Genomic DNA, 18,640 nt, shown 5'->3' with positions numbered 1-18,640 from the left:
AGGAGATTTAATTAATGACAGCTTATATTGAAATAAAGAATGTTGGCCTTAATTTTGGCGGCGAATCAATTTTTCACAGCCTGCAGCTTGAGGTGGCAAAGTATGAATTCATCAGTGTGGTAGGCAGAACCGGGATCGGCAAATCAACTTTGCTCCGTATGATTGCAGGCCTGCTGACACCAACCGAGGGAAGCGTTCATTTTGAGGGAGAAGCTGTTGACTCTCCACGTGAAGACGTCACCTATGTATTTCAAAAGCCTGTTTTATTAGAATGGCGCACTCTCCTTGAGAATGTGCTGCTCCCAGGCGAGCTGAATGGCAGCAGGCCCTCAGCTGAGGATAGAAAAAAGGCAGAGGAGCTGCTTCTTTTTGTTGAACTCAATGGACATCAGGATAAATATCCGCATGAATGCTCCGGTGGCATGCTGTCACGGGCAGCGCTGGCACGTGCTTTATTTTCTAATCCGCGTGTATTGCTGATGGATGAGCCTTTCGCTTCTCTGGATTCAATGACAAAGGAACAAATGCAGATGGAGCTGCTTCAGATTGCAAGTACATATCAAACAACGATTATCTTTGTCACACACGACATACAGGAAGCGGTGTTCTTATCAGATCGTGTGCTGCTCTTAGGAGATCAGTCAGAAAACGAAGTGAAGCAATATCACGTCTCGTTTAAAAAACCGAGAGAAAAGCAGTTGAAATTTGAACCTGCCTTTATGGAGCTTGTCAGGGAGGTTCATAAGGGGCTGGAAGAGATACGAGGGAGACAGGCATGAAAAAAATGACGAGCCTTTATTCCTTCCTGCTTTTTTTCCTTATAATGCTGAGCTGGGAATCAATAGTTAGAATGCAGCAGGTGCCGGAGCTGATTCTGCCAAAGCCGACGGTTATTATTACCAATCTTTACACAAACCTTATGAGCGGTTATTTCACCGTACATATCTATACCACACTCATAGAAGTTATGGGCGGGTTCGTTTTGGGCTCGTGTTTAGGAATCGGACTAGGTTTTATAGTGGCACAGTCAAAGAGAGTGAAAGAGATACTGCACCCTTATATTATTGCCTCTCAGGCTATGCCAAAGCTTGCGCTTGCACCTTTGCTGATTCTTTGGTTCGGTTATGGATTTCTGCCGAAAATCCTGATTACGGCGCTCATCAGTTTTTTTCCGTTGTTTGAAAGCACTGTTGCTGGTCTTTCACATGTTGATAAGGATAAATTGTCACTGTTCCGCTCTCTCCGGGCTTCAGCGCTGAACATACTGCTAAAGCTGCGATTGCCTGTTGCCGTCCCTTACATTTTTTCCGGTCTCCGGGTGGCGGTGGTTTTAAGTGTAGTAGGGGCCGTAGTAAGTGAGTTTATAGGTGCAAACCAGGGACTTGGTGCTGTGATTACTACAGCCATGGGGATGATGGATACACCGCTCATGTTTTCTTCCTTTGTACTTTTAACAACAATCGGCATCGTTCTTTATCAGTCCATATATTTCGCTGAGCGTCTGTGGCTGAAAAAATATTACTACGCAAGGAGAAATGATTTGTGAAATCTCTATTGATGATAATTTTCTGTGTGGCAGTGATTTCCGGCTGCGGTGCTGAAAACACCGGCCAGCAAAATAATTCTGAAGTAGAAAAAGAGGCGGAGGATACTGAAAAAATCCAGATGGCTTCCTGGAGTAAACCAATTGCTGAGCAGAGTAACCTTTATTTAGCGGAGCAGGAGGGGATGTTTGAAGAGGCCGGTCTGGAATTTGATTACATCCCAGGAGAAGGGGGCGGCGAAGCGGTCAAAAATATCATAGCAGGTAATGCCGATATTGCCTTTGCCAACGTCGAAGCCGTGTTGTTGGCGGCTGCGAAAGAGGAAGACTTAAAAATAATCTATAATATTTATCCGGACAATGTATTTAATATTGTCTCTTTAAAAGATCAGGGCATTGAGAGGGTGGAGGACTTAAAGGGAAAAGACATTGGAGTTTACAGCTACGAAAGCGGTACGTATCATAACCTGCTCGTGCTTCTGCAGTCCACTGGAATGTCGGAAAAAGACGTCAACATTGTAGAGACGGGTGTGCTGAACTTTGGCCCCTTGATGAATAATCAAGTGGATGCAGCCGCAGCGACGGATACGGGATTATTCGATGCCGGGCAGAAAGGGCTCGGAGAAGTGAATGTCATGGAAGCGAAGGATGTGTTAAATACTCCATCCGATGTATTTGTGGTAACCGAGGAAACATTTGAAGAAAAACAAGAGGAATTAACAGCATTTCTGCAGGTATATCGGGATAGCACCGAGCACATGATGAAGGACCCGGGAGCGGCTGCGGCTGCAGCAAAAGGAACAGCAATTGACGGAGAAGATCTGGAAAGAAATGCAGAAATAATAAAAATAAGAAATAAGACATCTATAAATGAAAAAATGAAAGACAAAGGACTTGGCTGGCTCGATTCGGAACTGCTCAAAGAAGTCGAAAAAACGTATGTAGATATTGGCCTCATCGAAGACAGCGTCGGAGTGGACGAAATGACAACCAATGAGCTCGTGGAAGAATTAGAATAAAGAATGGAGGATGAGAAATGGAAGCAGCATTTGCAGGAAGAGTCGCCCTGGTAACCGGATCAAGCCGCGGAATCGGAAAGGCGATTGCGGAGGCTTTTGCAGAAGCGGGAGCCCATGTCATAATTAATTACGTAAACAGCAGACAAAGAGCGGAAGATTTAACTGCAGCACTGATGGAAAAGTATGCAGTGGATGCGCTGGCTATTCAGGCAGATGTTACGGATGAGCATGCGGTCGAACGGATGATGAATGAAATTTTAGAAGAATTTGATGCCGTCGATATCGTCGTCAACAATGCGCTGCATCAGTACACTTTTGACCCGGATGCCCGCAAAAAAGCATGGGAAATAGAATGGGAGGATTATCAGCATCAGCTGGATGGATCCTTAAAAGGGACGCACCACGTGTGTAAATATGCCATTCCTTCCATGAAAGCAAGAAACTCGGGAAAAATTATTAACATGACGACCAATCTGCTCTACCGTCCAGTGGTTCCTTACCACGATTATAATACGGCGAAAGGTGCTGTGCAGACTTACTCTCATAATCTGGCTGCAGACCTTGGTCCTTTCGGCATCACCGTCAATTGCGTGGCTCCCGGCCTTGTTTATCCTACCGATGCGAGCAGAAAAACAAAAGAAGAAGTCAAGGAGGCAATTATCAGTCAAACACCGCTCCGGCGAATTGCAGCTCCAGAGGATGTCACTGGCAGTGTTTTATACTTTGCAAGTGGCTGGTCCCGCTTTGTGACGGGACAGACGATCATCGTGGACGGCGGGTTTACTATGAAGTAGTAAAGAGGAGTAGATAGGAAATGGAAACTTGATGGTGGAAAGCGAGCGTCTTCGGTGGAAATGATCCCGGAAGCGTGGAAAAGGATAAGCGACGCGTGAAAGCGCCCTGGGAACGGTGGATACGCAAGCCGCGAGAGTGGAAACACGGGCAGAAGCGGTGGAAACCGGTCACGCCAAAGGGGAAATCGCTTCAGGCAGCGGGAAATCGAAACTGGATGGGGGAAAGTGAGCGTCACTGGTGGAAAAAATTGTTTTCATGGCACCTCAAAAAACCCCGCCGGCATAGGAGGTGCCGGCGGGGTTTGCGTAATCAAACCTATGAAGGGTTATGGCGGCTTTCTTCGTAAGCAATTACTACGACATCCTTATTTAAGGCTGTACGCAGGTCGTTTTCCAACAGAGTGACTTTGTTTACTAATTCGTCATCAAGCTCGGCTGCAGTGTAACGGTCAAATTCGGAAGGGGTTTTGCGATCCATCTTTCTCTCCTCATTTCTTAGGTTTCTCCGCATAATGTCCCCAAATTCTAAGGTTGTTATACTTACCATTCAATGGCTGCTCCGCTGATCCGTTTGACACCGCGGATACGCGCAAGCTCCTCCACCAGCTGTAAAACTGCTTTATCCTTCATTTTCGCTTCCACCATAACATCTACATCCTGATTCAGCTCCTTCAATTTCCGTAAAAAAGGAAGAATGAAATTAGGATCGACGTAATCTGCGTGGCTGCGGTATACTTCTTCCGATTTTGGAGAGGAAACGTGCACCTTTGGTAGAAAAGGCTGGTTTTTCCACGTGGAAAAGAATTTGGGCAGGACTTTTTCCAAAGCTTCATCGTCGTTGTTATTAGCTTGATAATGGTGATAATCAAACATCATCGGCAGATCTTCTTTTTCACAAATTTCGAGAGCCTCCGATGCTGTGTAGGTTTTATCATCGTTTTCGAGTGTCATTTGTCTTTTTACACTAGAAGGAAGTTCTTGTACGTTTGAATGAAAACGTTCTATGGCAGACTGCTTATCTCCATAAGCGCCTCCCACATGGATGTTGATGCTCGAATGCTTTTCCAGCCCCATTGCTTCAAGAAGCCGGTAATGGTAAGTCATATCTTTCACCGAATTTTTTGTGATGTGGTGTTTATCACTAGTGAACAGTGTAAACTGATTTGGATGAAAGCTGGTCCGCAGCTGATGCTTGGTAACGAGATTTCCAATGGACTTGTACAAGTCTCGAAATGGAGAAATATAATCCCAGGTTGCCTCAGGGTGAGTTGCGAGCGGCACGATTGATGAAGAAAATCGGTAAAGCGGTATCTGGTGAGCAATATTAAAATGCAGAGCACGCAGAGTATGCTCGAGATTCTGTCGGGTAACTCGTTCTAGAGTTTCCCTGCGGTTCTCCTCGTTCATTTTATTCCAGCGGGCATAGGTTAATGTCTTTGCCGGGGAGGCTTCCCAGAGCGAAAGGGCATGCGCGACATAACCGAATCGGATAATCATAATTGGGACTCCTTTATGTAATTTTTTCGTAGTAAGGAAGGCCGATCTGGGAAATAACCGCTTCTTTTTTGTCGGATCATTCCAATGCGCCAGCTCATTCATTCAGATAACTCTAAAGAAAAAGCACAAACAAATAACCCCATTTCTTTTCTACAAAAATGGGGAGTTGAGGGCTGAATCGGAAAGTCTCTATATTGAAGGAGTGGCAGGTGCATTAGGAAACTCCTTAATTAAAGAGGATTACTTTATTCTACCATAATAAGTTACGTAGGCGATCTTTTCGATTTATCGACCGCCATAATATAGCGGTGCAGAAAGTATTCAATTATAGTCAATATAACGGAAATGCTGAAAGCCCCGAAAAAAGTAACCATTGCACTCGGAAAAATATTTGAAACTCCCCATATTAAAAAGAAGGTAACAAGAAAATCCAAAATAACGGTGATCCATAAATTATCTCCGAGAAATTTGTCTTCCATAGCGATACCAATAATAATTAAAACGGCGGTAACCACAAAAGGCTGCCAATAAGCTCCATAGTTAATCTCATTTGTTATATTCATACCAATGATTAATACAAGAGGAATCGTAATTATCTTCGCGAACAAACTAGTTGTCATAGGACAGCTCTCCTTTCTTGCTTCTGTTCTGCTTTAATAGCTTTTCTCAAAGAGAGAAATGTATTCACAGCATCCACAAGAAACACCCCTTTGTAATCAAAGAGCGGCATGCCGTCTCATCGAACTTTTATTGTCCTTTGCCTTTCCCGTTTCCTTTTCCATGTCCATTCTCTTTGCCGGGAGGCGGACCGTGAAAAGGCTTGTCCGCTTCGGCAATTAATTCAACAATTTCGGTATTATCCATTACTCCATTAAATTTCTCACTGCCGGTGCCGGCTGCAAACACGGGAACCAGATTGCCTGTATGGCCTCCGGTGTCACTATTTGCACGAATTTTAGAGCTGACTACACCTACCTGGTAGTGTGCGGCGATAACGGAACCGATTTCCCATCCCACTTGATAGGCAGGATAGACCTCACCGTCTTCGTCGACAACATTACTCAGCAATACTTCTGTTTCTTCTTCAGAAATCTCCATATCTGCGTATTTTTCAAATACACTTTGCATACTCTCGGTAGTGAAGGTACCGGTTTCTTCATCTTCTTCTAATTGCTCCAGCCAGGAAGCTGCTTATTGGAAAAAAGTTTAAATAAATAGGGAAAAGACCGGGGCATATCGCTCTTTAGAGAGTAGAAAAAACGCTTCCGATTATCAAAAAATGATAAGCGGAAGCGTTACTTATGATCAAATCTGATTTAAGAGGGTGTTCCGTTTAGGAATTTAACAGAACCAGTGTCTGCAGAACCGGCTCCCCCGTGATTTAACATTTACCTTGGTCCGAATGGAAGCTCTCTATTCTCTTCCCTTGGAGCGCTGATCAATAGCATCCTGGTTATATGGGTAACTGATAGACAAATTGCTTGCTTTGTCGAGAGCAGCGACCTGTTCAGAAGATAAGGACCATCCGGCAGCCCCTAGATTTGCTTCAAGCTGATCCAGCCTGCGTGCCCCGATTATTGGGGCGGTGACACCAGGTTTCTGCAGAAGCCAGTTAATAGCTGTCTGTGCAGGACTTTTACCTGCATCTTCAGCCACTTCCAATAGTGCATCGATGACCTGCCAGGTAAATTCATTGTTGTAATTTGACCACGATTCGCTCCAGCCTTCCTTGTCAGCTACGGCAATTCTTGAATTCTCAGGTGGTTTCTCCATGTTTCGATGAAATTTTCCGCTGAGCCAGCCTCCGCGGAGCGGGCTCCATGGAATTACTCCGAGCCCCTCGTTAACACATACGTCGATTAGTTCATATTCTGTAGCGCGGGTCAGCAGATTATATTGAGGCTGCAGACAGACAAAGGATTCCCAGCCATGCTTTTTGCTTAGGTCGATGGCTTTTTGCAGCTGCCAGCCTTTGAAATTACTTGCTCCGACATAACGAACAAGTCCTTCCCGCACCAGATCATTTAACGTACTTAACGTCTCCTCAAGTGGCGTTCGTGGATCCCACGCGTGCACCTGATAAAGGTCAATATAGTCAGTTTTCAGACGGCGTAGACTTTCTTTTATACCGCTCATGATATGTTTGCGGCTAAGGCCGATATCATTTGGGCCATCCCCCATAGGAAAGCGAACCTTTGTGGCCAGCACGAAATCATCCCGCTGTTGATTCTGCAGCCAATTCCCGACAATTTCCTCGGAAGCACCGCGTGTGTAAACATCTGCCGTATCTAAAAAATTCCCACCTTCCTCAGCGTAGCGGTTTAATATTGAAAAGCTGTCGTTCTCTCCAAGCTCCCTTCCGAGTGTCATAGTTCCCAGGCAAAGCTCGCTGACCCGCAGGCCGGTTCTTCCTAAATAACGGTATTCCATAATAAAGGTGCCTCCTAATGAAGTATTTTTCTCAAAGTTAATTATAATTTTTCAAGAATATTTTGAAAAGTACTGAAAATTAGTTGAGATACTTACCAAACGGTAACTTAGTATAATTTTTTATACTTTTGAAAAGGAAAATCAAAAGTTGTTTTCCCTTATATGAACATTTTCTACAAATATAGATAATTTTTTTCAGAATTATGTTTTATTTAGAATACAGTCGGGTATAGTCCAAATTAGAACACAAGTAATCATGCTTGGGTTTTTAATTTGCACCATAGACATCCAGTAACACTACAAAATAATACAGCCAGCGGCAATAGTGAGACATTAGAGCTACGCTATAAGCTGGGAAGGGCGCCTAACCCTTCCCAGTTTTTTTATTTTTAAAGGAGGTGTCGATGATCGTGAAGCCTTCGCAGGAAATATGCACCGTGCCCCCTGTCAAGTGATAATTATTAAATAAAAAGGAGAGCATTTTTCATGAATAACCAATTACAAAAAACGATGGACAAATACCCTTCCAGAACGGGAGAGCAGGCTCAAATTATGGAGAGAAAAGATCCTGTGGTCCATCAAAATCCTGAACAAGCAAACGGTCCTTTGACGGAAGACGAAATGAAGTCTTTTGACAAAAATGGATATTTATTATTTGAGAAGCTTTTTAATGACGATGAAGTAGCCATTATGAAAAATGAGTTAAACCGGACAATGGAACACAATCAGAAACGGGACGCGGATGATGTCATTAAGGAGCCGCAGAGTAATGAAATCCGCTCCGTATTTGAAATTCATAAAGACAGCGGTTTTTTTGAAGCTCTGGCCAAAAATGAACGAATTGTAAAAGCAGCAGAACAGCTGCTAGCGAGTCAGGTGTATCTCACTCAGTCACGTATTAACTTTAAGCCTGGATTTAAAGGGAAAGAATTTTACTGGCATTCCGATTTTGAAACGTGGCATGTAGAAGACGGTATGCCGGACATGAGAGCATTAAGCTGCTCGATTGTACTGACAGACAACTATGAATTTAATGGTCCGCTGATGCTTATACCAGGCTCTCAAAAATGGTATGTGTCCTGCCCGGGCAAAACCCCGGATAGCAACTATAAGGAATCTCTTAAAAAGCAGGAAACTGGTGTGCCGGATAATGACAGCATGAGCTGGCTGGTGAATAAGTCAGGAGAAAGAATCGACAGAGCGACCGGACCTGCGGGCTCCGTGTTATTCTTTGACTGCAATACGATGCACGGATCGGCTGGGAATATCTCGCCTTATGCACGCAGCAATGTTTTCTTCGTTTACAACTCGATTGAGAATAAACTAGAAGAGCCGTTCTCCGGTCAGGCACCGCGTCCGGAATTTCTGGCAAATCGTGAAAATATTAAGCCGATCATTCCGAATAAAGATCGCCTGCAGAGCTTTGCCAACACCTCGAAAACAAAATAATTTATTAGCTTTCAGGGACAGCCTGTCGTGACTCGATCGCGGCAGGCTGTTTTTATGGATTTGATAACTCCCAAATGCAGTTTTTTTGAACACTATAATAAATGCTGGTTTAGGAATTCCTAAATATGGTAATTGGATAGCTATTAAATATTTTAGTTTAGAAGGAGAATATGATGAAAAAGAAATGGTTAGCAGTGTTACCTGTGGCGGTGCTTATTGCTGCGCCCCTTCCCATTCAGACCGTGTCTGCCTCAGATAATGGATCGATTGAAATGTCAGAATTACCACCTGAGCTGGAACCCATTTTGAATGTTGCACCAGAGCATCAGCCCACCCTGCAGCAAGGTAGTGCAGGTATAGAGGTTGAATTCGTTCAAGTAACATTAAACGAGGCTAGTTTTGAAACCGAAGTGGATGGACTATTTGGAGCGCAAACAGATGAACAAGTGCGCAATTTTCAGTCCGAGCGTGAATTAGCTGTTGATGGAATTGTTGGTGTAGAGACGTGGACTGCTCTGTTCAAAGAACACCAAGAAATCATATTTCCAGTAGAAAAAGCGATTTCGTATGCAGAAGAAGCATTGGATAATGATGATCTAGTATTTAGTAGTGATGGTATCATTCACGAGGATTCGGATGGAAATATTTTTTATTCCGTAAAGGCTCAAAGTCAAGATTTAATCGATGGTGGAGGCAGCGGTACCGTCGGGTTCTATGATGTATATTATAATGGAGATGTTGTAGAATCAGAACCAAGATAGATAAGGAAAATGTATGGAATAAATTACACAAAAAATATGTCCCTGGCTAACAGCCGGGGGCTTTTTTGGTTAATAGTTGTTGTAATTGATAAAGTTGGTTACAGTGAGATTTTCACACTATATCTTTTGAACGGTAAGAAATATATGTTTCAATAAAAAATGAGAGGTAAATTCGAAAAGAAAAGGAGGGGAAAGAATGACAACATTCAGTCAGAAGATCCGTGAAAAAGCAGATCCCATATGGCAGGACAGTTTTCGTCATCCTTTTATCAGAGGAATAGCGGAGGGCACTCTTCCTATTGAAAAGTTTAAATACTATGTGCTGCAGGATGCCTATTATCTGTCTCATTTTGCGAGAATTCAAGCAGCGGGAGCGTCAAAGGCGGAAGATTTTTACACGGTGAGCCGGATGGCTGCGCATTCTCAGGGATCATATGAAGCAGAAATGGGGCTGCATGAACAATTCGCAGATTTATTAAATATTACCGATACAGACCGGAAGCAATTCCGCCCGTCTCCGACAGCCTATGCGTACACGTCTCATCTGTACCGCGCGGCCTGGAACGGCCGGCTCGGCCATATTATTGCAGCGCTTCTGCCCTGCTACTGGCTTTATTACGAAATAGGAGAAAGACTGCAGGGGGAGACCCCCGGCGAGCCTGTGTATCAAAAGTGGATTAATACTTATGGGGGAGAATGGTTTCAGGAACTCGTGAACGAACAAATCGAACGTTTAGACCACCTGGCTGTAAAGGCTTCTGAAGAGGAGCAGGAGGAAATGGAAGAGAATTTCCTTATAAGCAGCAACTATGAATATTCCTTTTGGGAAATGGCTTATCATAGAGAAGACTGGTCCCGGGCAAAAGGAGTTTAGTAGACGGAGAGGAAAATTCCCGCTAATACTATACTGCCCGTGGCTATAATCATGTGATTAATAATGCCATACGAATGCCAAGGTATCGTTCGTTTTTTACTGATTTCATCTCTCAAGGATAAAGCTATCTCTTCTTTTATAAAGCCTGGTGTGCGGAAGGAAGTAGTGATTTCATGTTTCTTTGAAGTTTCTAAATCCTCCGGGGAGGGTTCCTTTATCCGGAATGCAGCAATATCATTTTCATCCGTAATGTGTACTTCATATCCGTTCGTCTTTTCTTTTCTATTGTAAACCGGAGTATAACCGTTGTCGCGGAAGCTTTGCTCTAAACTCTCCACGACGGCAGGAAACGTTGCTCTCTGCACTTCAATGGCAGCTGATTGTCTTTTTGAAAAAAGAAATCCACCCACTAAAATAACTGTAGTAAATCCTAAATAATAATTGCTATCGGGACCTGGTGAATTCAACAGCGCAACCAAAGAAATAATAATGCCTACAATGGAACTGAGCAGATAGACTCGTGTGACTCCATTGCTTTTCCAGATTCGTAACGCTTCAAACCCGGAAAACAGTCCGATGCCTATGAGTAGTAGTAATAAGAAGTATATTTGGCTCATCCAGGATCGCTCCCGTAAAATTGTAGTTATGTTATATATTACTAAAAAACTACTAATGTCACAAAGTGGAAATGTAATCAAAAAATGTTTGGCATTAATTAAAGAACCAGCTGCAGGAGGAGGTGCAGCTGGCTCTTGTAATTTAGACGTTTAAGTTTATTTTACGCTTTTTTACAGCCTTCAATATGAACGGGGTAGAGACTGATAAAATAATCATTATAATTAATACAATGGATATCGGAGAGGAAGCAAAACCCGCCATACTTCCGTCGGATAAAATAAGGCTTTTTCTAAAGTTTTGTTCCATATCATGCCCGACAATAATAGCCAAAATTAGTGGAGTGATTGGAAAATCCAATAATTTAAAAAGTAAGCCAAGCACTCCAAATATCAGTAAAATATAAAAATCGACAGAACTGTAGCTGAGTGTATAGGCTCCAATAAAACCAAGCATTAAAATTAATGGATATAAAAAGGTTGGAGGAGTATCCAGGATTTTAATTAATAATCCAACCATTACAATATTGATGATTATTAAAAATATGTTTCCAACAAACATACTGTTAATAAGAGTCCATATGGTTTCCGGTTCGCTTTCAAACAGTAATGGACCGGGCTGCAGGCCAATCATGACCATCGCACCTAATAAAACAGCAGTAGTTCCAGAACCTGGAATACCCATACTCAGTAATGGTATTAAAGAACCGACAGAAGCTGCATTATTTGCGGATTCGGGAGCAGCAAGCCCTTCAGGAGCACCTTTGCCAAATTCTTCTGGTTTTTTCGAGAATTGTTTTTCAGTAGTATAACTTAACATGGACGCAATAGAACCGCCTGCCCCGGGCAGCACACCGATAATAAAACCAAGTGGCCCACTTCTCAATATAGGATTTCGGGATCTTTTCCACTGTTTTTTTGTAAACCATATTTTTCCTACATTTTTGTTATCTTCTTTTGTTTTATTTATTTGAATGAAATTAAATAATACTTCTCCAATTGCGTAAATACCAATAATAATTATTAGAAAATCGATCCCTTCACTTAACTGAGGGATATCCATCGTAAAGCGGTAAACACTGCTCTGCGGATCGACTCCAATGGTGCTTAATAACAATCCGAACAGCATTGCAATGAACCCTTTTAACATATTGCCGGTCGATAGGGAGACAATGGCTGATAGCGTAAATAACATAAGTAAAAAATATTCGCTTGGACCAAATTGAATTGCAAAATCTGCTAAGGGGGCAGCTAAAAAAATAAAACCTATAACGGCAAAGATGCCGCCGATAAATGACGCAACAGCTGAAAGGGCCAATGCTTGACCAGCTTCACCTTTTTTGGCCATAGGATAGCCATCAAAAGTAGCCGTAATAGCTGAAGCGTCCCCAGGTGTGTTTAATAGAATTGAGCTTCTTGAACCACCATACATTGCTCCATAGTATATCGCTACAAGAAGTATCATAGCGGCTACAGGCTCCATGCCGAAGGTTACGGGAATAAGAACAGCAACGCCAGTCGCAGGTCCGAGCCCCGGGAGCATTCCAACCACGGTCCCCAAAAATCCTCCGATAAACACAAACATTAAATTTGTTGGAGTCATTGCTTGAGATAGTCCATCCATAAATACCGAAAAATCCATGTTTGCACCTCCTTCTGACTAAGGCAGACTAATATTTAGTAATTCACTGAACAAATACCATGAAGTGAAAGTAAAAATAATGGTCGTAGACAGGTTCGCTTTCCATTTTCTTTTTCCATTGACAATAAATAATAGACATCCTAAATAGAGCAAAGTAGAGACAATAAAACCAGCGTATTCAAAAATAAGAGCATAGACAGTCCCAAGTAAAAGAGTGGAAATAATGATAAAAGGTGTACGCCCTTTCATCATTTCTACTATATATTCATTTTGTTTTTCTAACTCTCTCCACGTCTTAATGAGATAAATAATACTTAAAATGAATAAAAGGCAGCTCACAATTAATGGGAAATAGTGCGGTCCATAAGGGCTGCCCAGTGTTGCCTGCGGCAGTGTGATGGTAGAAATCATAAATATAATACTTGCCAGACAGAACATTAATGGTAAAGATAACTTAAGTAATCGGTTCACGTCTCATTCTCCTTTCCATACAGGTCGCAATTACTCAACCAAACCTGAGTTGGTTAATAAATCGTTGTAAACTTTTTCCTGTTCTTTCATAAATTCAGCAGTTTCCTCTGAGTCCATGTAATAATCATCCCACTGATTATTTTCTAGTATTTGAGCCCAGTCCTCACTTTCGATCATTGTCTGGAATCGTTCATCCCAATATGCGATTTCCTCTTCGGTCATATCCGGAGGCCCCATGATCCCTCTCCAATGGGGGAACACAATATCAATACCTTCCTCTTCAAATGTAGGAACTTCAGGTAATTCTTCTAGTCTTTCATCAGATGAAACTGCAACCATTTTCAGCCTGCCGGCTTTATATTGTTCACTAGCTTCAGAAACTGACATGGCTGCGGCATCAATGTGGTCGCCGAGCAAAGCAGTTACAACCTCTCCGCCACTTTCATACACTAGAAAATCTAATTGAGAGACATCGACGCCGTATGATTGAGCAGCACGGATAAAAGATAAATGATCATCATTTCCGAGTCCTGGAGCGACGCCGATTTTTAAGGATGTAGGATCATCTTTCAACTGTTTCATAACACCTTCCGCATCATCAAATTCAGAATTATTACCCACAGCAATTGCTTGCCATTCAGTGGCTAATATAGCTAGCGGTGTAAAATCTTCATAGGACATTTCACTTAACCCGAGCATATTATTTGTGAACAGAAGGCTAGAATTAAGAGCAAGTGTATGGCTGTCGTTAGACTGTAAGTATTTCCAGCCCACTTCACCACCTCCAGCCGGCTTATTAATTACATTAATATCCTCTTGAACTAGATCGTTGTCATTTAAGGTTCTCTGCATAGATCTCGCAGTTAGATCCCAGCCGCCTCCTGGAGAAGCCGGTGCAACAAATTCAATAAGGCCAGAAGGATATTCTTCGTCGCTGTTTTCAGATGCTCCATTAAAACAACCGGTCATAAGGAGCATACCAGTCATTATCAGGGCCAGTTTTTTCATGTGGAATTCACCTCGTCTTAATAAAAATAAGTACAACCATCATAATCGATGAGAATCTTTCTGTAATCGTTTTCAATTTTTATTTTTTTGATTTTAATAAATTAATTTTGTTCATTTTGTTTATGGATGAATGTATGAAAACTCATAATGAACAAATAATCCAGACAGATTCAATAGAATCGTCTGGATTTTGCAATAAATAATATACTTTTGTCCCCGCCACCATAATTTAAATTATGAAATTGGATAATAGTATCTTTCTGGTCTGCCAACCACGCCGTAATCAAGTCTTGCTTCCATTTTTCGTAAAGAGACCAGGTATTCCAAATATCTTCTTGAGGTAGTTCGAGAAACACCGATTTGTTCGGCAAGTTGTTCAGAGGTTACACCTGTGTCTAATGCCTTTAACTCGTCAACTACACGTTCCAATGTTAATTCATCTATACCCGTCGGAAGGTTTTTTTCCATAACCCAATTGTTTTTTCCTTTTTGAAAGTACTGATCGACCACGTTTTGGTCCACGTCCTCAATATTTTGTAAAAAGGCTTGCTTTTCTAAGAATTCATTTATTGTCTCAGTAAATTTTGTGAGCGATACAGGCTTGATAAGATAGTGAACAACCCCTTTTCGAAGAGCTGTTTGTAAAAATTCTTTATCGGTTGCCGCTGTGATTATTATGACGTTCAGGTGGGGGTGATGGGTCCTTAAATTATCCAGGAGCTCTGTGCCAACAGCATCTGGCATATAAATATCCAGCAATAATAAATCAGCTTCTGTGTCCTTCAGGATATCCATTAATTCTTTTGCATTTAATGCCTTTCCCACAACTTCTATATTGTCCCATTGTTTTAAATATTTTTCATGTAAAAGAGAGACTCGATAGTCATCTTCAACGATAATTGTTTTAATCATCAAAGAAACCTCCATTTTCTTTTGGCAGATAAACAGTCATAATTGTTCCGCCTTCTTTTTTATGATGCCATTCGAAGTTACCTTGTAATTCATTTATCTCATTCATGACATTAAATAGTCCGTAGCCCCGTCCTGCTCCTTTCGAGGAAAATCCTCTTTCAAAGATTTGTTTTGTAATATCTTCTGGAATGCCTGGCCCATTATCTTCGATTTCCATTACGATATCATCGCCAAGGTCAGTTATGAAAAAGGAAACTATCTTTACATTTTGATCCTTTAACGCCTCGAATGCGTTATCGATTAGATTTCCTACTATAACGATGAGTTGGGATAAAGAAATGTGGGGAGGCATGCTGTTCAAATAACTATCTTCTTTTATAGTGAAGTCTATTTTCCTTTCTGAGGCAATTCCGGTTTTGCCTAATAAAATCGCTTGTAGTTTATCATCGTGAAGTTGATTAAATAATACTTTTGCTTTTGATTGGTGGGCATTTGATTCAGCTTGAATCATGTCCTCTGCTTCTTCATATAGTCCTAGTTGTATGAGACCGAGCAGCACATACAGCTTGTTTGTGAATTCGTGTGTCTGGGCTCTTAAATCTTCTGAATAACTCTTCACCTCGGAAAATGCATTCAACATTTGTTTAATTTCAGTTTTATCTCGGAAAGTTACAACCGCTCCGCTTGCTTTACCCTTCTCTATTACTGGAGTACGGCTGAAAATAAGACTTTTTTCTTTGTAGGTTATTTCCTCATTACTTAGAGGGGAATTGGAAATAAAAGCATTTAAGATATTCTCCGGAAGAATATCATTTGCATATTTATTATCCGTATTCTGCTCAATTTGAAAAAGGTCTTTAGCGGTTTGATTTATCATCGTAATTTTCTGTTCCTGATCAAAAGCAATCAAACCTTCTTTAATAGACTGTAGTATCGCATCTCTCTCTGTATATAGATTCGAAATTTGGTACGGTTCAAGGCCAAGAGTATCATTCCGTATACTCTTAGACACCCATATTGCTCCTGCTGCTCCGATCAAGAATACGATAAAAGTTATCGTAATAACCTGCAGTATCTGAAACCATACATCCTGCCTCATTTCGTTTAATGAAAAGGAAACGGTTGCCACTCCTTCGAGTTTAAAGTAATCTCCATAATCAATGTATATAGGGGAGTAACCTCTTACAAATTCACTGCCATCTTCATGAATTCGTTTAGTATAAGTTCCGCCAAATACGAGAGCAGTATAAGTATCATCCCCTTTAAGTCTGCTACCTATCTTATTATTTGAAGAATGAGCCACGATTTCCCCTTGTTTATCAGATATCATAATATCCGTTGCATCAATTTGGTCTTTTAGTGATTCTGTGATTAGTTGAATTTCATCTACCCCATCTGTTTCAAATGGTTCCTCTGAGGCAGAGATTAGCGCCAAAGACCTCACACTTTGCAATGCCAGTTGATCTGTTTCCTCTTTAGCATTATTCATTGCAATAAATCCATAAACAGTATTGGAGAGAATCATTACTAACATTAGCAAAGCTAATACTAACGTTAATAGTTTTGTCTGGAGAGTTAATTTCCGGTGTTGAATTTTGTGAATTCTCTCTCATTCCTTTCGCTTTGATTATATGGAGAGTATAGCTGAATTTATATGCAATCTAAATAGTAATCATATAAACTTGACTTATCAGAATGATAGGAATAAGGTGATTTCACTAAATAGGAAATTTTGTTGTAGCAGGTAATGGGGTAGGTGCATAAACAGGTGATAAGCAGTATCAGAGTTATTTATTTTTTGATTATAAAACCAAGTTAACTTATATGTTTAGTTTAAATAACTCTGAGGTGAGCAGAATGAGAAAACTGATTATTTTTTCGCTGGTTGGTTTTTTTGCACAATTAATTGATGGGTCACTGGGGATGGCGTTCGGGTTAACATCGACGACGCTGCTGCTTGCTTTCGGCATTGCCCCGGCCATTGCTTCGGCCTCTATTCATATGGCGGAAATAGCTACTACGGCTGCTTCAGGTATGGCTCATTACAAATTCGGAAATGTAGATAAAAAGCTGGCGCTGAAAATTATGGTGCCTGGAGCGGCTGCCGCGTTTTTAGGGGCAGCCTTTCTAAGCAGTCTGCCTGGCGCTCTGATCAAGCCTTTTATCTCAGCATTTCTTCTGCTTATGGGTCTCTACATTATTTGCAAATTTCTATTCAGAGACACGGGATCCGTTTCAAAAAAAGCAAAGGCATATCCTGGATGGTTTTTAGTTATACTCGGGGCGGTCGGAGGGTTTCTCGATGCAGTCGGCGGAGGAGGATGGGGGCCGGTAAATACACCTGTGCTTTTATCAAGACAGGGGGCGGTACCAAGAAAAGTAATTGGCACGGTGGATACAAGTGAATGTGCCGTTGCAATTGCAGCGACACTTGGCTTCGTGCTTTTTCTCGGCTGGGAACAGTACAACTGGATGGTTGTTGGCGCGTTCGTTATCGGCGGCATTATTGCAGCTCCGATTGCTGCCTGGCTGGTTCGTATTCTCCCGGCGTATCTTCTCGGTGTCGCTGTCGGAGGTTTTATTATCGTCACTAACAGCTACACGCTTTTACAGGCAGGAGGCGCCGGCAAAGAATTAATCCTTATATTTTATATTGTCCTTCTCAGCGCCTGGGGTGTAGCTATTCTAACGACCCTAAGAAAACATCAAACATCAGCAGCTTAAATGAGATTTTGTATCTGTCCAAGATTGACTATCCTTCTTTGGGCTGTATAATCTAAATTACTATACTGGCGAGAGAAGGAAGAATGGGTGTGGAATAATGGAGAATGTGAAAGATCAATTTGAGATGTTCTCATCAATTATCAAAGGGATTGCAGCACAGTTTGGAGATAAATGTGAGGTAGTGCTCCACGATTTAACTGAGGGTTATGAGAGCACGATTGTGGCTATTGAAAATGCCCACATCACCGGAAGAAAGGTAGGAGATCCAGGCAGCAACCTTGGTCTGGAAGTACTGAGAGGTAAAACGAATGCAGGCGACAGATATAACTACATTACTCAAACGAAGGATGGAAAAGTTCTGCGGTCAAGTTCAATGTACTTGAAAAATGACGAACAGGAAGTTATCGGCTGTATCTGCATAAACTTTGATATTTCGGATTTTATTGTAGCTGAAAATGTCATGAAGGGCCTGACCATGAACGGAATGAATCAGGAAGTGCCGGAAGTAAAGGAAGCGTTTGTCAGTGATGTGAATGAACTGCTCGATTTTCTGCTGAATGAATGCCAGAATGAGATTGGAAAGCCAGTTTCACATATGTCGAAGCACGAACGGATGCAGGCTATAAAATTTTTAGATCAAAAAGGGGCATTTTTAGTAAAAAAAGCCGGCGACAGAGTATGCAAGTTTTTTGATATCTCAAAGTTCACTCTTTATAACTACCTTGATGAGATTCGTGAAACAACTAAGAGTTAATACAGAAGGATTGCCCGTGGGAGGGTGATCTTTTTTTAATGTTTTACGAGAGGTACATTTATTTATAATTATTAGAATTTTTTAAAAAAACGACAATTTGTGTTGACAAACAGAGTATCCCCCGTATAATAAAAATCAGAAAAAAATT

At 41.6% G+C, this 18,640-nt stretch carries 20 protein-coding genes; 9 read left to right on the top strand and 11 right to left on the bottom strand.

Annotation, left to right across the window (positions count from 1 at the left end; all coding sequences use genetic code 11):
- Positions 1 to 14: 14 nt before the first annotated feature.
- Genes ACE4RR_RS00335 through ACE4RR_RS00320 form a run of 4 tightly spaced genes read left to right on the top strand, consistent with a single transcriptional unit; the run spans position 15 to position 3,356 of the window.
- Positions 15 to 779, top strand: a complete 765-nt coding sequence (locus tag ACE4RR_RS00335; protein WP_375533399.1) for an ABC transporter ATP-binding protein — start codon at positions 15 to 17, stop codon at positions 777 to 779.
- Positions 776 to 1,546 (top strand): ABC transporter permease, encoded by a 771-nt coding sequence (locus ACE4RR_RS00330; RefSeq protein ID WP_375533398.1) that lies wholly within the window; start codon positions 776 to 778, stop codon positions 1,544 to 1,546. Before ACE4RR_RS00335 ends, ACE4RR_RS00330 begins: the two co-directional genes overlap by 4 nt.
- Positions 1,543 to 2,562 (top strand): ABC transporter substrate-binding protein, encoded by a 1,020-nt coding sequence (locus tag ACE4RR_RS00325; protein ID WP_375533397.1) that lies wholly within the window; start codon positions 1,543 to 1,545, stop codon positions 2,560 to 2,562. Before ACE4RR_RS00330 ends, ACE4RR_RS00325 begins: the two co-directional genes overlap by 4 nt.
- Positions 2,563 to 2,579: 17 nt before the next feature.
- Positions 2,580 to 3,356, top strand: a complete 777-nt coding sequence (locus ACE4RR_RS00320) for a 3-oxoacyl-ACP reductase (RefSeq protein WP_375533396.1) — start codon at positions 2,580 to 2,582, stop codon at positions 3,354 to 3,356.
- A gap of 316 nt (positions 3,357 to 3,672) precedes the next feature.
- Here the strand turns inward: ACE4RR_RS00320 and ACE4RR_RS00315 are convergent, their stop codons facing one another.
- The 5 genes from ACE4RR_RS00315 to ACE4RR_RS00295 form a co-directional block, all read right to left on the bottom strand.
- Positions 3,673 to 3,834 carry a hypothetical protein gene (locus ACE4RR_RS00315; protein ID WP_375533395.1) on the bottom strand — a complete coding sequence of 54 codons (162 nt, stop codon included), beginning with the start codon at positions 3,832 to 3,834 and terminating at the stop codon, positions 3,673 to 3,675.
- Positions 3,835 to 3,896: 62 nt separating this feature from the next.
- The gene (uvsE, locus tag ACE4RR_RS00310) at positions 3,897 to 4,853 is read right to left on the bottom strand and encodes a UV DNA damage repair endonuclease UvsE (RefSeq protein ID WP_375533394.1); all 957 of its coding nucleotides are present in this window, start codon (positions 4,851 to 4,853) and stop codon (positions 3,897 to 3,899) included.
- A gap of 263 nt (positions 4,854 to 5,116) precedes the next feature.
- Positions 5,117 to 5,473 (bottom strand): DUF2512 family protein, encoded by a 357-nt coding sequence (locus tag ACE4RR_RS00305; protein WP_375533393.1) that lies wholly within the window; start codon positions 5,471 to 5,473, stop codon positions 5,117 to 5,119.
- Positions 5,474 to 5,600: 127 nt separating this feature from the next.
- Positions 5,601 to 5,981, bottom strand: coding sequence for an alkaline phosphatase (locus ACE4RR_RS00300; protein ID WP_375533392.1), 381 nt, complete (start codon positions 5,979 to 5,981; stop codon positions 5,601 to 5,603).
- Between the two features lie 285 nt (positions 5,982 to 6,266).
- Positions 6,267 to 7,283: an aldo/keto reductase gene (locus ACE4RR_RS00295; RefSeq protein WP_375533391.1), complete on the bottom strand. Its 1,017-nt coding sequence runs from the start codon at positions 7,281 to 7,283 to the stop codon at positions 6,267 to 6,269.
- A gap of 486 nt (positions 7,284 to 7,769) precedes the next feature.
- Here ACE4RR_RS00295 and thpD point away from each other — a divergent pair, with 486 nt between their 5' ends.
- From thpD to tenA, 3 genes are all read left to right on the top strand, one after another.
- A complete protein-coding gene (gene thpD, locus ACE4RR_RS00290; RefSeq protein ID WP_375533390.1) occupies positions 7,770 to 8,732 on the top strand; it encodes an ectoine hydroxylase in 963 nt (320 codons plus the stop codon).
- A 173-nt stretch (positions 8,733 to 8,905) separates the two neighbouring features.
- Complete coding sequence (locus ACE4RR_RS00285) at positions 8,906 to 9,493, top strand: peptidoglycan-binding domain-containing protein (protein ID WP_375533389.1); 588 nt, start codon at positions 8,906 to 8,908, stop codon at positions 9,491 to 9,493.
- Between the two features lie 196 nt (positions 9,494 to 9,689).
- Positions 9,690 to 10,367: a thiaminase II gene (gene tenA, locus ACE4RR_RS00280; protein ID WP_375533388.1), complete on the top strand. Its 678-nt coding sequence runs from the start codon at positions 9,690 to 9,692 to the stop codon at positions 10,365 to 10,367.
- On the opposite strand, the gene ACE4RR_RS00275 is transcribed toward tenA, so the two are convergent.
- The 6 genes from ACE4RR_RS00275 to ACE4RR_RS00250 form a co-directional block, all read right to left on the bottom strand.
- Positions 10,364 to 10,984, bottom strand: coding sequence for a hypothetical protein (locus ACE4RR_RS00275; RefSeq protein WP_375533387.1), 621 nt, complete (start codon positions 10,982 to 10,984; stop codon positions 10,364 to 10,366). The two genes, tenA and ACE4RR_RS00275, sit on opposite strands and share 4 nt — an antisense overlap.
- Positions 10,985 to 11,126: 142 nt before the next feature.
- The gene (locus tag ACE4RR_RS00270; RefSeq protein ID WP_375533386.1) at positions 11,127 to 12,623 is read right to left on the bottom strand and encodes a tripartite tricarboxylate transporter permease; all 1,497 of its coding nucleotides are present in this window, start codon (positions 12,621 to 12,623) and stop codon (positions 11,127 to 11,129) included.
- Between the two features lie 18 nt (positions 12,624 to 12,641).
- Positions 12,642 to 13,094, bottom strand: a complete 453-nt coding sequence (locus tag ACE4RR_RS00265) for a tripartite tricarboxylate transporter TctB family protein (protein ID WP_375533385.1) — start codon at positions 13,092 to 13,094, stop codon at positions 12,642 to 12,644.
- Positions 13,095 to 13,124: 30 nt separating this feature from the next.
- On the bottom strand, positions 13,125 to 14,102 hold the full coding sequence (locus tag ACE4RR_RS00260; RefSeq protein WP_375533384.1) for a tripartite tricarboxylate transporter substrate binding protein: 978 nt from the start codon (positions 14,100 to 14,102) through the stop codon (positions 13,125 to 13,127).
- Positions 14,103 to 14,336: 234 nt separating this feature from the next.
- Positions 14,337 to 15,014, bottom strand: a complete 678-nt coding sequence (locus ACE4RR_RS00255) for a response regulator (protein ID WP_375533383.1) — start codon at positions 15,012 to 15,014, stop codon at positions 14,337 to 14,339.
- Positions 15,007 to 16,503: an ATP-binding protein gene (locus ACE4RR_RS00250; RefSeq protein WP_375533382.1), complete on the bottom strand. Its 1,497-nt coding sequence runs from the start codon at positions 16,501 to 16,503 to the stop codon at positions 15,007 to 15,009. The genes ACE4RR_RS00255 and ACE4RR_RS00250 overlap by 8 nt, the downstream gene beginning before the upstream one ends.
- A 368-nt stretch (positions 16,504 to 16,871) precedes the next feature.
- On the opposite strand from ACE4RR_RS00250, the gene ACE4RR_RS00245 reads away from it, so the two are divergent.
- Both ACE4RR_RS00245 and ACE4RR_RS00240 read left to right on the top strand, forming a co-directional pair.
- Positions 16,872 to 17,738 carry a sulfite exporter TauE/SafE family protein gene (locus ACE4RR_RS00245; protein WP_375533381.1) on the top strand — a complete coding sequence of 289 codons (867 nt, stop codon included), beginning with the start codon at positions 16,872 to 16,874 and terminating at the stop codon, positions 17,736 to 17,738.
- Between the two features lie 97 nt (positions 17,739 to 17,835).
- On the top strand, positions 17,836 to 18,492 hold the full coding sequence (locus tag ACE4RR_RS00240) for a helix-turn-helix transcriptional regulator (RefSeq protein WP_375533380.1): 657 nt from the start codon (positions 17,836 to 17,838) through the stop codon (positions 18,490 to 18,492).
- The last annotated feature ends 148 nt before the right edge of the window (positions 18,493 to 18,640 follow it).

Origin of the sequence: Alteribacillus sp. HJP-4 (genome assembly GCF_042139015.1) — a bacterium.
Taxonomy (GTDB): domain Bacteria; phylum Bacillota; class Bacilli; order Bacillales; family Marinococcaceae; genus JBHIKY01.
This window is presented reverse-complemented; position numbering and strand designations above follow the sequence as displayed.

Coding starts and splice junctions, on each gene's coding strand:
- ACE4RR_RS00335 (WP_375533399.1), top strand. CDS start 15: ATGACAGCTTATATTGAAATAAAGAATGTTGGCCTTAATTTTGGCGGC.
- ACE4RR_RS00330 (WP_375533398.1), top strand. CDS start 776: ATGAAAAAAATGACGAGCCTTTATTCCTTCCTGCTTTTTTTCCTTATA.
- ACE4RR_RS00320 (WP_375533396.1), top strand. CDS start 2,580: ATGGAAGCAGCATTTGCAGGAAGAGTCGCCCTGGTAACCGGATCAAGC.
- ACE4RR_RS00315 (WP_375533395.1), bottom strand. CDS start 3,834: ATGGATCGCAAAACCCCTTCCGAATTTGACCGTTACACTGCAGCCGAG.
- uvsE (WP_375533394.1), bottom strand. CDS start 4,853: ATGATTATCCGATTCGGTTATGTCGCGCATGCCCTTTCGCTCTGGGAA.
- ACE4RR_RS00305 (WP_375533393.1), bottom strand. CDS start 5,473: ATGACAACTAGTTTGTTCGCGAAGATAATTACGATTCCTCTTGTATTA.
- ACE4RR_RS00300 (WP_375533392.1), bottom strand. CDS start 5,981: ATGCAAAGTGTATTTGAAAAATACGCAGATATGGAGATTTCTGAAGAA.
- ACE4RR_RS00295 (WP_375533391.1), bottom strand. CDS start 7,283: ATGGAATACCGTTATTTAGGAAGAACCGGCCTGCGGGTCAGCGAGCTT.
- thpD (WP_375533390.1), top strand. CDS start 7,770: ATGAATAACCAATTACAAAAAACGATGGACAAATACCCTTCCAGAACG.
- ACE4RR_RS00285 (WP_375533389.1), top strand. CDS start 8,906: ATGAAAAAGAAATGGTTAGCAGTGTTACCTGTGGCGGTGCTTATTGCT.
- tenA (WP_375533388.1), top strand. CDS start 9,690: ATGACAACATTCAGTCAGAAGATCCGTGAAAAAGCAGATCCCATATGG.
- ACE4RR_RS00275 (WP_375533387.1), bottom strand. CDS start 10,984: ATGAGCCAAATATACTTCTTATTACTACTACTCATAGGCATCGGACTG.
- ACE4RR_RS00270 (WP_375533386.1), bottom strand. CDS start 12,623: ATGGATTTTTCGGTATTTATGGATGGACTATCTCAAGCAATGACTCCA.
- ACE4RR_RS00260 (WP_375533384.1), bottom strand. CDS start 14,102: ATGAAAAAACTGGCCCTGATAATGACTGGTATGCTCCTTATGACCGGT.
- ACE4RR_RS00255 (WP_375533383.1), bottom strand. CDS start 15,014: ATGATTAAAACAATTATCGTTGAAGATGACTATCGAGTCTCTCTTTTA.
- ACE4RR_RS00250 (WP_375533382.1), bottom strand. CDS start 16,503: ATGAATAATGCTAAAGAGGAAACAGATCAACTGGCATTGCAAAGTGTG.
- ACE4RR_RS00245 (WP_375533381.1), top strand. CDS start 16,872: ATGAGAAAACTGATTATTTTTTCGCTGGTTGGTTTTTTTGCACAATTA.
- ACE4RR_RS00240 (WP_375533380.1), top strand. CDS start 17,836: ATGGAGAATGTGAAAGATCAATTTGAGATGTTCTCATCAATTATCAAA.